Origin of the sequence: Xanthobacter luteus (assembly GCF_040049235.1) — a bacterium.
GTDB lineage: Bacteria > Pseudomonadota > Alphaproteobacteria > Rhizobiales > Xanthobacteraceae > Xanthobacter.
The window spans coordinates 58,373-73,254 of sequence record NZ_JBDZDO010000004.1 but is presented as its reverse complement, the minus strand read 5'-3'; the positions used below and the strand labels follow the sequence as shown (position 1 = coordinate 73,254).

The following is a 14,882-nucleotide window of genomic DNA, read 5'->3' as shown; positions in this document are numbered from 1 at the left end:
TCGCGGATGCTGAACGTCAAATTGAACGTGTGGCTTTCGCGTGTTTCCAGCGTTCGCGCTTTTCGTTCGCGCGCTGAGCGAAGCGCTGAAGGTCTATAATGGCGCGGGTGTGGGTCCCCTCACCGATCAAGCCGGCCTCGTCTCGGCAAGAGACCGTGAAAAGCAGCGAGTTGCCTTTGATCTCCACGAGTTTGACATCAGCTTCAAAACTCATGCCAACGGGCGTGGGCGCGAGGTGACTGACGTTGACGTGCGTGCCGACGGTTCGTTGCTGAGACCGGAGATAAGGACGAAGCGCTTCGATACAGGTTTGTTCAACGAAGCCGATCATCATCGCGGTGGCAAGAACCGGAGGCATGTCGCGGAAGCCGGGCCAGGTGTCATCCAACTCCGGTACGGTGTGGAAAGGAGCAACGGTGAGGCTCTCTCGTGCTCCTATCCCCACTTCAAGTGGCAGGCACTCATTGAACTCGTTCATATGATCCCCACGCGCATGTTTATGGGCCAGAGCACGGGCCGCCTCTTTTCAGGATCTCCCCAGATCAGGTGAAGATCGTGCACGAAGGCTTCGAGAATATCGTCTCGACCAGCTTCGTTGACCCGGCGCACGGCGGACCATGTCGAGAGATAGCTGAGAAAATCACTCTGATCCCAGGCGCGGTCGATCTCCATTCCGGGAGTCGGTCGTTCCTCAAACGGGAATTCGAGATCGGCGTAGCCTGACTCGACCAGCTTGCGCTCCGGCGGCCAGTAGCAACCAATTTCCTCCCAGTAGAAGCGCCTAAAACGGGCGTCCAGGTCGGACGGCGCCAAGCGCGGGACGCCGTAGCTTACCAACGCAATCACGGCGCCGCTCACGGCCACCCGGCGGACCTCGTCGTAGAAGGCCGCGAGATCAAACCAATGGGCGGATTGCGCAGCGGTAACAAGGCTGACGCTGCGATCGGGCAGCGGTAGATTTTCGGCCGGTGCGCAAACATACTCGACACGCTCATGCGGCAGGGCGTTGCCAATCTGTTCGGCGCTCGGATCCACACCCATCACGGATTGGAAGAAGTCGGCGAGCTGATGGGTGAGCTGTCCTGTGCCGCAGCCGACGTCTACGGCTCTCTGCGTATCGGGTGCCGCCTCCGCCAAGAAACGGGACAAGGAGGCGGGATACACAGGTCGGAAGGAAGCATAGCTGCGGCCGTCGCGATCAAACCAGTTTCTTGCGGATTTCTGTTCAGCTTTCATTGGCGTCCTTCCGGTGGCTGGCAGCCTCCTTGAGTCGCTCTCCAAAACCCTGTCGCTCGAGTGCCTGAGCGGTGTCGGTGAGAATTTGAAGAAGCGGATGCCCAACTTCCGCCTCCAAGCCTCTAATGGCCGAAAACGTGACCGCCCAGTGGGGCTCAAGTCTCTTCAGCAGGTCCTTCCCTTTTCGGGTCAGGTGCAGTCCGGTCTTGCGCCCGTCCTCCAATTGGTGACGTGCCAGAATGCCATCCTTCAGCATCAGTGAAACGGTCTGGCTGATCGCTCCCTGCGTCAGGGTACTGCGCACTGTTATGTCGGTCACGGTTTCGGCGCCCGCTCCGAGCGCGCGCAGGACCGGGGTGTACCGTGGGCGGTATTCAAGGCCCATAGCACGGTACTGTTCCTCTGCGCCCTGATCGACCAACTCGCCGACGTAGCGGAGCAATTCGCCCAAACCGGGCGTCACTTTCGAATTCATAGACATCCAATTACATTAGTGCTAATGCAATTGCAAGAGCCTTGAGAACGCACATGACGTTGCCCCCCAAGTTTTATCCAGCGTCACGTTCGTTCTGGCGGGTGGTTGCCCAAGCGCTGGATCGTCGAACGATCGATCGCTTGGCTCAATCGCTGCCGCCGGCTCGCCAAGGATTGGGAAAACCTCAATGCGACAGGCCTCGCCTTCCTGCGCTTGGCCTCCATTCGCCTCATGCTACGAAAACGCTATAATCCTTGAAAAACTTTTGGGACCGACTCTAAAATCCATTGCATTTAGCTCTACCTTGAGAAGGCATCGAACCCTATAGGGCTATAGCGTAAACGTAGTGCTCATCACTATCGGGCGTGGCCCGCCAGACCTGTGTAGCCCCGCTTCTCTTAGCCCCGGTTCTGCGGGGCTTTCATCCCTGCCCAGCCCACCCGCTGCCGGCGGGATTTTTCAAGGACGCGGCTTGCGCTAAGTCCCGTCCGAAAAAGGGCGGCAGGATGAGCCTCGCCAAGCAGGATCACGTGAGCGCCTCCGGCGAATGGCGCAAGCACCTCCGCCCGTCGTTCGAGCCGGCCGTCCGGAAGAGGCCCGGGTCCGTGGAAGAGATCGCAAAAGCGCCCTGGCAAGTCCTTGCTCACGAGGCCGCGGCTCGCGCTTGTTCGGCAGGCGGGTCCGCAGGGGGCGCGTTCGCCCCCTCCTCATAGGAAAAGCCGAGCGCGCGAATTGAGCTTGCCAGCCCGCCAAGCACGAGCTGGCGCGCAAAGCTGTTGCGCGCTCATGCCCAAGATGACGCAGGTTTCGCGCGCGGCGGAACCACTTACCGTCTTCCGCGCGGCTCTTGCATCATCTTTCGGCAGGTGGCGCGAAGGCGCACGAAAATTTCAATTCGCCACACTATCGCACTACTTCGATCACAAAATCGTGCATAGTGACCCTGCGGGACGGCAGCGCCAGGAGCGGCATATGCCCAGGGTTTCCATACGAGCCGGCGCCGTCGCATTCCTCCTGCTCGCGCTGACCGCGCCAGCGGTCGCACAAGCCCCGCCGCCGCCGCTGATCAGTCTCGGCGATGCGGTGGTGACCGGCTTTTCCGGAACCATTGAGCCGGACCCCGCGCAGCCGCGCCCACCGGGCAAGAGCCGCGCCGACCTCATTTTCATCGATCCCGAGGGCGCCGCCGCGCGCATCCTCGACGTCGGCCGCCCCGGCGCGCCCTGGAATGCGGCCGTGATGGACGCGCCGAGCCGGCTCGATCTGCCGGCGAAGACCATCGGCCAGGTGTTCGGCGTCGCGCTCGACGACGCGCCGGCGCCCAACGCCTATCTCGCCGCCACCTCGGCGTTCGGCCTCGCCATCGTCGGCCGCGGGCCGGACGGGATGCCGGAGCGCCGCCGCCAAGGCGGGCCGGGCACCTCGTGGATGGCCGGCCAGTTCGGCCTCGATTTGTCGGGCGGTCCGGGCAGCATCTACCGCGTGGACGGCACCAGCGGCGAGGTGACTTTGTTCGCCGAGGTGATGCTGAACGGCGCTGCCAATCCCGCCCCGGCGCTCGGCAATCTCGCCTACGACGGCGCGCACCGGCAGCTTCTGGTCTCGGACCTGCACACCGGCATGGTCCACCGCTTCTCGGTGGACGACGGCACCGAGCGCGGGCCGCCCTTCGACCATGGCGTCCAGGGCCGCACGGCGGCGCGGCTGCCGCCGGTGGCCTTCGCCCCGGCGAACCGGCCCAACATCGCCAGCGCGCGCTTCAAGGCGGACGACCCGGGCACCTGGGGCTTCGCCCCGCCGGCGCGGCGGGTGTTCGCGCTCGCGGTCCAGGACGGGCGCCTGTTCTATTCGGTGAACAACGGCGCGCCGGCCGAGCCGCCGCAGGTCTGGTCGGTGGGCTTCACCCCGGACGGCGGCTTCGCCGGCGACGCGCGGTTCGAGCTCGCCGTGCCGGCCGCGCCCGGTCCCTATCCGGTCACGGACATGGTGTTCTCGCACACCGGCGTCATGATCCTCGCCCAGCGCGCGCCGCAGGCCGCGAGCTGGGACTTCGCCGCTTTCACCCGGCCCGGCGAGCCGCGCGTGCTGCGCTACAGGCTCGAGACCCCGGACGATCCGAGGACGGCGGGCCGCTGGATCCCGCAGCCCGAGGAATATGCCGTCGGCTTCGCCGGCGCCTACCGCAACGCCAATGGCGGCGTCGATCTCGGCTACGGCTACGGGCCGGACAATCTTCTCGTCACCGGCGCCGGCTGCGAATCCACGCTGTGGGCCACCGGCCAGAAGCTCAGGGATGCGCCGGCGCTGAGGACCCGGCTGGAGGCGGGCGGCCCGCTTCTCGTGGACGGCCTGCAGGCGAGCCCGTCCGGCCCGGCGCGCAGCTTCAACGCGCCGCCCGAGACCAGCTATTTCGTCGACTATGACGGCCAGCCGGCGGACCCGCGGGCCGCCGGCCACATGGGCGGCGTGCGCATCCGCAAGGCGCCCTGCGTCCCGCCGGTCGCCTGGTATGGCGGGCCGGGCTATCCCTCCGCGCCGCCTTATGTGGTGGTGGTCTCCGACCCGCCCGGCGGCTGCCCGTGGGGCGCGGGCTTCGGCGGCGGCTGCGGCGAGGTCACCGGCGGCTGCCTGTGGGGCCTCGGCCCGAACGGCATCTGCGGCCCGGTGGTGATCGACTGCATCCTCAATCCCGACCCCAGGCTCTGCCCGCTTCCGCCGGTCGACCTGACGCTCGAGAAGACCGTCTCCGGCGAACCGAAATACGACCCCAAGACCGGGCTGTGGACCCTCACCTTCACCCTCACGGTGACCAATGCCGGGATCCCCTTCCCGCCCGGCGCCAGCATCGCCATCTCCGATCCCGTGCCGCCCGGCATGACCTTCATCAGCGCCGCCGGCACCGGCTGGCTGTGCCTGCCGGCGCCGCCACTGTCCTCCGGCAACCTCAACTGCCGGCACAATTTCGGCCCCGGCATCCTCGGCACCGGCGCGAGCGCCAACCCGCTCACCGTCACCGCGACCGTGAAGGAGCCCGGCAAGTACAAGAATTGCGGCACGGTGGGCCTGTGGCCCGGCGCGCCCTTCTATGAGACCGACCTCGCCAACAACACGGCCTGCGCCGAGGTGGAGGTGAAGAAGCTGCCGGTCGACATCGCCATCAAGAAGACCGGAAAGACCACGGCCGGCGGCGGGGGGCCGGTGGGCGAAGGCGCGGGCGGCCTGAGCTACACCCTCGCCGTCACCAACGTGGGACCCGGCTTCGCCGGCGCGGGCGCGATCACGGTCACCGACGTGGTGCCGGCCGGCGTCACCTTCACCACCATCACCGCGCCGTCGGACTGGACCTGCACCCCGGCCCCCATCGCCGCGGGCGGCACGCTCACCTGCACCTATAACGGCACCGGTCCGGCAGCGCCCGGCGACGCGCTGGGCGCGATCGGCATCACCGCAACCGCCACCGGCAACGGTCCGTGGGAGAATTGCACCAACGCGGCGATCGCCCCCGCCGCCGGGACGGACGCCAATCTCGACGACAACAAATCCTGCGTGACGCTCGAGAAAGAGGACGAGTTCGACGATCCGGACGACCCGCCGCCGGTGCCGAAGATGTGCGGCGTCAACGTGATCTTCGTGGTGGACGAATCCGGCAGCGTCGGCAGCTCGGCGGGACAGGTCACCTCGGCGCTCTCCAGCGCCGCCGCGATCCTCAACACCAACGGCGCCCAGGCGGCGGTGATCCACTTCTCGGACGCCGCGCAGCTGGTTCAGCCCATGTCCACGTCCACCTGGGGCTCGATCGCCTCGGGCTACGCGCCCGTGGGCGGCACCAATTGGGAGGCGGGGCTCGCCGCGGCCGCCGCGCTCCTGCCCGGGCCGCCGCCGGGCACCATCGTGGTGTTCATCACCGACGGGGTGCCCAATGCCGCCCTCGATGGCTCCGGCAGCACCTTCTACACCGACTCCGTCACCGCCACGAACGAGGCCATTCCGGTGGTGAACCAGATCTATGCCGCCGGGGTGCCGGTGATCGGCATCGGCATCGGCAGCGTGTCGACCCACCTCAACGCGCTGCTCGGCGGCAACGTGCAGATGACGAACTTCGGCGGCCTCTCGGGGGCCCTGACCGGGCTCGCCAAGCAGCTGTGCCCCTCGCTCTATCTGTCGAAGGCCATCTCGCCCTCCTTCATCAACTTCCATGACACGCCGAACGTCACCGAGGTGACGGTGACGCTGAACCTCACCAACACCGCGGGCAACCTCACCAATGTGGTGGTGGAGGACAATCTGCCGGCCCAGCTCACCGGCGCCACCATCGTGTCCACCTCCGCGAGCCCGCCCTCCAGCGCGGTGGCGGGCGATCCGGTGGTGTGGACCATCCCGGCGATGGCGCAGGGGGACACGGCGACGCTCACCTTCAAGGTGACGCTCGCGCCCTCCGCGCCCATCCCCACCGACGGGTCGTGGCTGTGCTACAACAACTTCGCCCAGGTGACGGCGGTGGGATCGGGCACCGTCGGCTCGGTGCCGAACAACATGGCCAATGCCGAGACCGGCCCGGTGCACGAGCCCGACGAGGCGCGCGCCCGGGTGTGCCTGCGCAATTACGACCCGCCGGATCCGGTGCCCTGCACCACGCCCTATCTGTGGGTGAAGAAGACGCCGCTGAACGAAGTCTGCCGCCCGCCCGTCCAGGGCGTGGAAAGCGCCCTGCCGTGCAAGTTCACGGTGACGGTGACGGCGCAATGCACCGACTTCAACGGGCCGGTGCTGTTCGGCGACGGGCTGTTCTCCGGCTCCTCGCCCAACCCGCTGCCCATTGCCTCCATCACGTCGAACCCGCCGGTGGCCTGCACCTGGAGCTCGGGCTCGCCCTCCACGTGCCCGGCGTCCAATCTCAGCCTGCCCCTGGGCCAGACCATCACCTTCACGGTGACCCTGGGCGCGCCCATCCCCGCCGGCACCTACACGAACTGCTTCCTGGCCGACGGCAAGACGCCGGTGCCCACGGACTATCCCACCGCTTATGCGGACGTGACCCCGTCCACCGGCGGCAGCGGCGACCAGTGGGGCCACTGCGCCAATTTTGTGGTGGCGGAACCCGCCCCCGCCATCGCCGGCTGCCCCCAGGGCCAGATCCTGGCGGACGGCAAGTGCGTCAGGCGCCCGCCGCCGCCGCCGCCTCCGGTCCTCTGCCCGGCCGGCACCCGGCTGCGCTTCGGCGCCTGCGTCAAGGAGGACGTCTGCCCGCCGCCCAAGGTGCCGACCCCCAGGGGCACCTGCGAATGCCCGCCGGGCACGATGGAGCGCGGGCGTGAATGCGTGAAGGCGCCCGCCTGCGCCCCGCCGAAGGTGCTCACCCCCAAGGGCACCTGCGAATGCCCGCCGGGCACGATGGAGCGCGGGCGTGCATGCGTGAAGGTGCCCGCTTGCGCCCCGCCGAAGGTGCTCGGCCCGCGGGGCACCTGCGAATGCCCGCCGGGTCTGGTGGAGCGCGGGCGTGCATGCGTGAAGGTGCCCGCTTGCGCCCCGCCGAAGGTGCTCGGCCCGCGGGGGTCCTGCGATTGCCCGCCGGGTCTGGTGGAGCGGGGCAGAAGCTGCGTGAAGCCGCCGCCGAAGCCGGCGCCGCTAAGCTGCATCCCGCCGGCCTTTCCCGATCGCGCCGGCACCCACTGCCTCTGCCCGCAGGGGATGCGCGTCTCCGGCCGCACCTGCGTGCCGGCACAGCGGCGGCCGGACGCCGATCCGCGCAAGCCGAGCACCTCGGCGCCACCGTTCCCGCGTCAGGACCAGCGCGGCCGCACGGGGGCGCCGGGCGGCTGACGCGCCGCCTCGGCGCCAGGGCACCCGGTGGCATCCGGGCGCCAGCGGCCCCCGGCGGTGGCGTCGGGGCGCCGTCGCGCGATCGTCCTCATCCCGCCGCAAGGGCGCTCGGCGCCGGCCGCGACCGGCCGGACCCGGCGGAACGGGCGCCGCTTGCGCCCTGGCGCATCCCTGCTTCGCCGCCCCGTCGCCCGCGAGGCGGTGCGCGCCGTCACGCCCCGCCGCCGCGCGTCGGTCGCCCTGGCATTCCTGGCGTGCGTGATCGAGGCCTGCACCCTTCCCACGGAATGGACATGCCTCCCTCAAACTGGGGACGCCTTTCGTCGCTAGTCAGGCGATGAACACGCGGCGCCGCGCCTTCGTCACGCGGCCCGGCCAGGTGGCGGCAGCCCATGCGGCCGCCTGGCCCGTGATCTGACGCGCTGCAGGAAGAAGATTTCCCGCCATGGCGGTCGTCTGGGCGATCGCGCGCAGCGGGACCGGCACAAGGAGAACAGGCCGATGTCGACCGCCCATCTCTCTCCGCTCCAGGTCACCCGCGACGGATCGACCCTGGTCCTGCGCACCATGGGGGAGGCCGTGGACTTCATCCGCACGCTGCCGGTGGCGGGCCATGCCGGAATGCTCATCGACGTCATGGAGGCGGCGGACGAGCCCGAGCTCGAGCGGCGCGCCTGGCGGGCGTTCGAGACCTTCGCCTCGGCGATGCGCATTCCGGTCCATTCCGCCGGCCCCTGACGCCGCGCCAAGCTGCCCGGATCGGGCTCTAAGCTGCGGAAAATGCGGGTCCACCGCCGGCAGGGACCCGCTTGGCCCCGTCAATGGGGGCAGATCGGCCCGCGCCGGTCACCGGCGGTACGACCAAGGCGGGGGTCGCGGCGGGCCGGCCACGGCCTTGGCGCCACCCGACGGGGCACCGGGCTCGAGCGCGCGCTCCGGCCCGGAACCAGATGCGGTGCCCGCGCCCGTCTGCGGCGGGTCGGACGGCGCGGGTGGGGCGGCCGCGGGGCGCCGATCGGGGCTGTAGGCCGGCACGTTCGGGGCCGCTTCGACGAAGCGCTTGAAGTGGGCGAGGGCGTCCGCGGCCGCTTCCTCGCATTCCCAGATGTAGCGATGGCGTAGCGCAATGGGACTGCCCGGCATCGACCGGACCGTGATCCAGGGCCATCCCGCCTTTGGCGGCGGATAGAGCGCCAGGAAGGGCTCGCCCCGGCTGGGCGCCGAGGTGACGAGATCCGGGCCGGCGCGGAAGTCGGGGACGCCGTTGGCGAAGCGGGCTGGCCGGTCCAGCATCTGATCGAGCGCCCTGCGTTCCCCGGGCGTGTCGACAAACCAGATTTTCCAGCGCTTTGCCGCGCTGCGCGCGTAGATCGCAGGCCACTCCCCCACGCAAATGTCCGGCAAATTGGACGAATAACGATCGTACCAAACGATGGGCATCCACGCGCGGATGGCACGGGAATCGTCTCGTCTCATTCAGGGTCCCCAAACTACCTGGTCACCGATAACGCCGGCTAGGCGGATTTGGTTCCCGTAGAGGCAGGTTGTTTTTGCGGCGGATCCCAGGAGGTCCCTGCGGACCTCAAGGCCGGGCCCGCAGCGCGCGCCGCGTGCCTTCGCCCTCGTACCAGCCCTTCGAGCGGTTCACGATCCAGACCACCGAGAGCATCACCGGCACCTCGATCAGCACGCCGACGACGGTGGCGAGCGCGGCGCCGGAGTTGAAGCCGAACAGGCTGATCGCCGCGGCGACCGCCAGCTCGAAGAAGTTGGAGGCGCCGATGAGAGCGGACGGGCCGGCCACGCAATGCTGCTCGCCGGCGAGCCGGTTGAGCAGATAGGCGAGGCCGGCGTTGAAATAGACCTGGATGAGGATCGGCACCGCGAGCAAGGCGATGATCAGAGGCTGGGCGATGATCTGCTCGCCCTGGAAGCCGAACAGGAGCACGAGCGTCGCCAGCAGCGCGACGAGCGAGATCGGCCCGAGCGTTCCGAGCAGGCGGTCGAGCGCGGCCTGGCCGCCGCTTGCCAGCAGCCGGCGCCGCAGCAGCTGGGCGATGATGACCGGGATCACGATGTAGAGCGCCACCGACAGAACCAGCGTCCCCCAGGGCACGGTGATGGCGGAGAGGCCGAGCAGCAGGCCGACGATCGGCGCGAACGCCACCACCATGATCGCGTCGTTGAGCGCGACCTGGCTCAGCGTGAAGTGCGGCTCGCCCTTGGTCAGGTTCGACCACACGAAGACCATGGCCGTGCAGGGGGCGGCGGCGAGGATGATCAGGCCGGCGATGTAGCTGTCGATCTGGTCCGCCGGCAGCAGCGGCCGAAACAGCCAGCCGATGAACAGCCAGCCGAGCAGCGCCATGGAGAACGGCTTCACCGCCCAGTTGATGAACAGCGTGACGCCGATGCCGCGCCAGTGCCGCCCCACCGCGCCGAGGGCGGAGAAGTCGATCTTGAGCAGCATGGGAATGACCATCAGCCAGATCAGCGCCGCCACCGGCAGGTTGACCCGGGCGATCTCGGCCGCGCCGATGGCCTGGAACACGCCCGGCAGGAAATGGCCGAGCGCGATGCCGGCGACGATGCACAGCGCGACCCAGAGGGTGAGATAGCGTTCAAAGGTGGTCATGGATGCTCCTCAGGGCGCCGCCACGCGGCGGCCGAATTCGTCGACGACGGGCGCGCCATCCTCCTTGGCGAACGCGGCCCGTTGCGGCGGCAGCAAATCGAGCACCTGTTCCGAAGGCCGGCACAGCCTCACCCCCTTCGGGCTGACGACGATCGGCCGGTTGATCAGGATCGGGTGGGCCATCATCGCGTCCAGAAGCTGCGCGTCGGTGAGCGCCGGATCGCCAAGGCCGAGCTCCGCGTAAGGGGTGCCCTTTTCGCGCAGCAAAGCGCGGAGCGGGACGCCCATGCGCGCGACGAGCTCAACGAGCATGGTCCGCGAGGGCGGCGTCTTCAAATATTCGATCACATGCGGCTCGATGCCGGAATTGCGGATCATCGCCAGCGTGTTGCGCGAGGTGCCGCACTGCGGGTTGTGGTAGATCACGACGTCCATGGTCCCCCCTCGCGCTGTGCCGAGCCGGGGCGCGGATGCGCCTCCAGCGCGCCGATCGCACCGCGCTTCGCGCTGCGGCAGGCGAACGTGCCGCTCAGGAGGAGCCGGGCGTCGAAGACGCAGCCGGACCGGCCGTGCTCAGGCATTGCGGGCGCCTTTCGCCGGTTCGCAGCAGGCGGACAGCGCGGCGACGGCCGGATCGCAGACCTCGGGATGGCCCTGGCAGCAGTCGCTCATGAGGAAGCCGACGAGGCGGGCCAGGCCCGGAATGGCGGCGCAGTAGATGATCGAGCGCCCGGCGCGGCGCGAGGTCACGAGCCCGGCCTGTTCGAGCTGGGCGAGATGGAACGACATGCGCGAGGAGGACGCGCCGTCCATGGCCGCGCCGATGGCGCCGGCCGGCAGCCCGTCCGGTCCGGCCGTCACCAGGAGGCGCACGATCCGCAGCCGGGTTTCCTGCGAGAGCGCCGCGAAGGCATCGAGGGCCTGCTTCTCGTCCATCATCTCAATATCTCAAGAATCATTTAGGTATTGAGTAGCCCAACTTCCCCGGAATGGCCAGCCCCCGGCGCCGACATTTTCGCCCCGGGCGCTGCCGGTCAGGCCGCGCTGCTGTTGCTGCAGGGCGCAAGGCGCGCCGCGGCCGCCAGCAGGTCGCGATCGAGGAATGGCTTCTCCAGCACCGCCACCCAGTCGAACGCGCGCGGCAGGTTGGCCCGCCCGTAGCCGCTCACGAAAAGGAATGGCACCTTGCGCCGCGACAGCGCCTCCGCCACCTCTTCCACCGGCTCGCCGCGCACATTGCCGTCGAGGAAGGTGCCGCCGCAGCAGATGGACCGCCTGACCGTGCTCGGCGATGCCGGCACCCTGCGGCTCGAGGGTCCCGAGCTTTCGCTGTCGGGCGCGCAGGAGGAGCGGATCGCCTACGATCCGGACGCCACCTATCTCGGCTCCTATGCCGCCGCCATCGCGCACTTCGTAGCCGGCCTGCGCAGCGGCGCACCGTTCGAGACCTCGCCCGAGGACAATCTTGAAACCCTGCGGCTGGTGGAGGATTGCTACCGTCTGTCCGGCTTCGAAACGGGCAACAGGAACGCCGCATGACCGAGCCATCGCTGTCCGCGACCCGCGCCGACGAACAGGCGGAAGTCCTGCGGCGCCTGGAGGACGACATCATCTTCGGCCGGCTCGCGCCGGGCGCGCGGCTGGTGGAAGACACGCTCACGGCCCGCTACGGCGCCTCGCCGCACGATATCCGCCAGGCCTTGGTGCAGCTCGAGCGCACCGGCGTCGTGCGCCGCGAGAAGAATGTGGGCGCGACGGTCAGCTCGTATTCGCCCGAGGAGGTGCGCCAGATCTACGAGGTGCGCGAGATGCTGACGCGCCAGGCGGCGCTGAAGATCGCGCTGCCCGCGTCGCCCGACTTCATCGCCCGGCTGAAGGAGATCCAGGCGGACTATGGCCGCCATGCCGACGCGGGAGACCTGCGCGGCATCCACGAGACCAACGATTTGTTCCACGTGGTGCTGTTCTCGGGCTGCGGCAATCCCGATCTGGTGCGCTCGCTCCAGGACCATATGGGCCTCACCTTGGTGATGCGCGCCAAGAACCTCGCCGACAAGGAGGGCCTCGCGCTCTCGCGCCGGCAGCACGACATTATGATCGAGCTGCTGCAGGGCACCGACCATTGGGCGTTGGCGCAGCTCTGCGTCGATCATATGCAGTACAGCAAGGCCGACTACCTGGAGCGCAGCGCCAACAGCGCCTCCAAGGGCCGGTTCGAGTTCGCCGACTGATCCGGGCATCGCGCCCGGAGCAAGCGTCACGAAGGACACTCCCATGGATCTTGGACTGGACGGAAAGGTCGCGCTGGTGCTCGGCGCGGGCGGCGGGCTCGGCAGCGCCATCGCCACCACGCTGGCGCGCGAGGGCGCCAAGGTCGCGCTTGGCGACATCGACGCGGCGGCGCTGGAGCGCACGGCGTCCGCCATCGCCGACGCCGGCGGCACCGCGCTCGCCTTGCCGTGGGACCTTGGGGACCTCGCCGTCATCGAGGCGCGCTTCGCCGCCATCGAGGACCGGCTCGGTGCCGTCGACGTGCTGGTGAACAATACCGGCGGCCCGCCGCCCACCCCGGCCGGCGGCCAGCCGCCGGAACTGTGGAGCAAGAGCTTCCAGCAGATGGTGCTGTCGGTGATCGCCGTCACCGATCGCGCGCTGCCCGGCATGCGGGCGCGCAAATGGGGCCGCATCGTCACCTCGACCTCCTCCGGCGTGGTGGCGCCGATCCCGAACCTCGGCATCTCGAACGCGCTGCGGCTGTCGCTGGTCGGCTGGTCGAAGACGCTGGCCCGCGAGGTGGCGCGCGACGGCATCACCGCCAACATCGTATTGCCCGGCCGGATCGCCACCGACCGCATCAAGTTCCTCGACGCCAAGAAGGCCGAGCGCGAGGGCCGCGCGGTGGAGGAGATCTCCGCCGAAAGCACCGGCTCGATCCCCGTGGGCCGCTATGGCGACCCGCAGGAATATGCCAGCGTGGTGGCCTTCCTCGCCAGCGCGCCCGCCTCCTACGTCACCGGCTCGGTCATCCGCGTGGATGGCGGCCTCATCGCCAGCATCTGACAGCAGGGTCATCATGCGTCTCGACGCCACCGCCTCCGGGCTCTTCCCCATCGCGCCCACGCCGTTCACGCCCGACGGGCGTGTCGATGAGAGCTCGCTCGACACGCTGATCGCGAACTATCTGGAGGCGGGGGCCACCGGCGTGACCGTGCTCGGCATCATGGGCGAGGCGCCCAAGCTCGAGCCGGAGGAATCGCTCAACATCGCCGCTCGCTTCGTCGCCGGCATGACGGGCCTGCCGGTCATCGTCGGCGTGTCGGCGCCGGGCTTTGCCGCCATGCGCTGGCTGGCCCGCGCCGTCATGGACAAGGGCGCGGCCGGGGTGATGATCGCGCCGCCGCCGGCGCTGCGCACCGACGACCAGATCACCGGCTATTATCGCCAGGCGACCGAAGCCATCGGCGCCGACATCCCGTTCGTGATCCAGGACTATCCGCTGACCCTGACGGTGCAGATGACGCCCCGGGTCATCCGCCAGATCGTCGAGGAGAACCCCTCCTGCGTGATGCTGAAGCACGAGGACTGGCCCGGGCTCGACAAGATCTCGGCGCTGCGGGCGTTCCAGAAGGACGGGTCCATGCGGCCGATCTCCATCCTCACCGGCAATGGCGGCCTGTTCCTCGACTTCGAGATGGAACGCGGCGCCGACGGCGCGATGACCGGCTACGCCTTCCCGGAGATGCTGGCGGACGTGGTGCGCCTGCAGAAGAAGGGGGAGCGGGACGCGGCGCACGATCTATTCGACGCCCACCTGCCGCTGCTGCGCTACGAGCAGCAGCAGGGGGTCGGGCTCGCGGTCCGCAAATACGTGATGATGCGGCGCGGCTTCATCGCCTGCGACGCGCAGCGCAAGCCCGGCGGGGTGCTCAACGCCGCCGCCCGCGCCGAGGTGGACTATCTGCTCGCCCGCCTCGCCGCCACCGACCCGCGCGCCCGGCTCTGAGCCGGCGCGCGCCGAGGCGCGCCTGTTGGATGCGTCGCCGGCGGGTTCCAGGAATCTCGGGACGGGGGTGTCGGCGCGGCCGCGCCGTCGCCGTCCTTGGTGCGGGGATCGGCCCCCGCTGAGGATGAAGACATGCCCGACACCGCACGCCCCGACCAAGCGAAGGCAAGCGCCAAGAACGTGATCCCCAAGAACGCGATCTGCCTGTGGTACGACACCGACGCCGAAGCCGCGGCGCGGTTCTACACCCAGACCTTTCCCGACAGCATCATGGGTCCGGTCTACCGCGCCCCGTCCGATTATCCGTCAGGCAAAGAGGGCGACGTGCTCATGGTCGAGTTCACCGTCGCCGGTATCCCTTGCCTTGGTCTCAATGGCGGCCCCGCATTCAAGCACAGCGAGGCCTTCTCGTTCCAGATCCTCACCGAGGATCAGCAGGAGACCGACCGCTATTGGGACGCGATCGTCGGCCAGGGCGGCCAGGAGAGCGCCTGCGGCTGGTGCAAGGACCGCTGGGGCCTGTCCTGGCAGATCACGCCGCGGGTGCTGATCGAGGCGATGGCGGCCGGCGGCGCGGAGGCAAAGCGGGCCTTCGCCGCCATGATGACCATGACGAAGATCGACGTCGCCGCGATCGCCGCGGCGCGGCGCGGCTGAGCCTGCGGCCGGCGCCCCCGATCGCCTGCCGCGTCCGCAATCCCGCGAGCGGCGCC

The 14,882-nt window shown here is 69.0% G+C and carries 15 protein-coding genes and 1 pseudogene; 8 read left to right on the top strand and 8 right to left on the bottom strand.

What is annotated here, in order from left to right; genetic code table 11:
- Window positions 1-16: 16 nt before the first annotated feature.
- The 3 genes from ABLE88_RS13735 to ABLE88_RS13725 are packed head-to-tail and all read right to left on the bottom strand — an operon-like array spanning window position 17 to window position 1,711.
- Window positions 17-478, bottom strand: coding sequence for a thioesterase family protein (locus ABLE88_RS13735; protein ID WP_348832258.1), 462 nt, complete (start codon window positions 476-478; stop codon window positions 17-19).
- Window positions 475-1,236: a class I SAM-dependent methyltransferase gene (locus ABLE88_RS13730; protein WP_348832257.1), complete on the bottom strand. Its 762-nt coding sequence runs from the start codon at window positions 1,234-1,236 to the stop codon at window positions 475-477. Before ABLE88_RS13730 ends, ABLE88_RS13735 begins: the two co-directional genes overlap by 4 nt.
- Window positions 1,226-1,711, bottom strand: a complete 486-nt coding sequence (locus ABLE88_RS13725; protein WP_348832256.1) for a winged helix DNA-binding protein — start codon at window positions 1,709-1,711, stop codon at window positions 1,226-1,228. The genes ABLE88_RS13730 and ABLE88_RS13725 overlap by 11 nt, the downstream gene beginning before the upstream one ends.
- Window positions 1,712-1,816: 105 nt before the next feature.
- On the opposite strand from ABLE88_RS13725, the pseudogene ABLE88_RS13720 reads away from it, so the two are divergent.
- From ABLE88_RS13720 to ABLE88_RS13710, 3 genes and pseudogenes are all read left to right on the top strand, one after another.
- Window positions 1,817-1,969: pseudogene (locus ABLE88_RS13720) on the top strand (transposase); the annotation flags it as partial.
- Between the two features lie 714 nt (window positions 1,970-2,683).
- Window positions 2,684-7,531: a VWA domain-containing protein gene (locus tag ABLE88_RS13715; protein ID WP_348832255.1), complete on the top strand. Its 4,848-nt coding sequence runs from the start codon at window positions 2,684-2,686 to the stop codon at window positions 7,529-7,531.
- Between the two features lie 501 nt (window positions 7,532-8,032).
- Window positions 8,033-8,269 carry a hypothetical protein gene (locus ABLE88_RS13710; RefSeq protein ID WP_348832254.1) on the top strand — a complete coding sequence of 79 codons (237 nt, stop codon included), beginning with the start codon at window positions 8,033-8,035 and terminating at the stop codon, window positions 8,267-8,269.
- Between the two features lie 108 nt (window positions 8,270-8,377).
- Here the strand turns inward: ABLE88_RS13710 and ABLE88_RS13705 are convergent, their stop codons facing one another.
- The 5 genes from ABLE88_RS13705 to ABLE88_RS13685 form a co-directional block, all read right to left on the bottom strand.
- Window positions 8,378-9,007, bottom strand: a complete 630-nt coding sequence (locus tag ABLE88_RS13705; protein WP_348832253.1) for a hypothetical protein — start codon at window positions 9,005-9,007, stop codon at window positions 8,378-8,380.
- A gap of 106 nt (window positions 9,008-9,113) precedes the next feature.
- Entirely contained in the window at window positions 9,114-10,166 is a 1,053-nt protein-coding gene (gene arsB, locus ABLE88_RS13700) for an ACR3 family arsenite efflux transporter (protein WP_348832252.1), read from the bottom strand.
- 9 nt (window positions 10,167-10,175) lie between these two features.
- Entirely contained in the window at window positions 10,176-10,601 is a 426-nt protein-coding gene (arsC, locus tag ABLE88_RS13695) for an arsenate reductase (glutaredoxin) (protein ID WP_348832251.1), read from the bottom strand.
- 138 nt (window positions 10,602-10,739) lie between these two features.
- On the bottom strand, window positions 10,740-11,102 hold the full coding sequence (locus tag ABLE88_RS13690) for an ArsR/SmtB family transcription factor (protein ID WP_348832556.1): 363 nt from the start codon (window positions 11,100-11,102) through the stop codon (window positions 10,740-10,742).
- A 98-nt stretch (window positions 11,103-11,200) separates the two neighbouring features.
- Window positions 11,201-11,467 carry a response regulator gene (locus ABLE88_RS13685; protein WP_348832250.1) on the bottom strand — a complete coding sequence of 89 codons (267 nt, stop codon included), beginning with the start codon at window positions 11,465-11,467 and terminating at the stop codon, window positions 11,201-11,203.
- Between ABLE88_RS13685 and ABLE88_RS13680 the strand changes: the two genes are divergently transcribed.
- The 5 genes from ABLE88_RS13680 (at window position 11,433) to ABLE88_RS13660 (ending at window position 14,826) form a co-directional block, all read left to right on the top strand.
- The gene (locus ABLE88_RS13680; protein ID WP_348832249.1) at window positions 11,433-11,705 is read left to right on the top strand and encodes a hypothetical protein; all 273 of its coding nucleotides are present in this window, start codon (window positions 11,433-11,435) and stop codon (window positions 11,703-11,705) included. The two genes, ABLE88_RS13685 and ABLE88_RS13680, sit on opposite strands and share 35 nt — an antisense overlap.
- On the top strand, window positions 11,702-12,397 hold the full coding sequence (locus ABLE88_RS13675) for a GntR family transcriptional regulator (RefSeq protein ID WP_348832248.1): 696 nt from the start codon (window positions 11,702-11,704) through the stop codon (window positions 12,395-12,397). Before ABLE88_RS13680 ends, ABLE88_RS13675 begins: the two co-directional genes overlap by 4 nt.
- A 43-nt stretch (window positions 12,398-12,440) precedes the next feature.
- On the top strand, window positions 12,441-13,226 hold the full coding sequence (locus ABLE88_RS13670) for an SDR family oxidoreductase (RefSeq protein WP_348832247.1): 786 nt from the start codon (window positions 12,441-12,443) through the stop codon (window positions 13,224-13,226).
- Window positions 13,227-13,239: 13 nt separating this feature from the next.
- Window positions 13,240-14,169: a dihydrodipicolinate synthase family protein gene (locus ABLE88_RS13665; RefSeq protein ID WP_348832246.1), complete on the top strand. Its 930-nt coding sequence runs from the start codon at window positions 13,240-13,242 to the stop codon at window positions 14,167-14,169.
- A gap of 132 nt (window positions 14,170-14,301) precedes the next feature.
- Window positions 14,302-14,826 carry a VOC family protein gene (locus tag ABLE88_RS13660; protein WP_348832245.1) on the top strand — a complete coding sequence of 175 codons (525 nt, stop codon included), beginning with the start codon at window positions 14,302-14,304 and terminating at the stop codon, window positions 14,824-14,826.
- Window positions 14,827-14,882 lie beyond the last annotated feature (56 nt).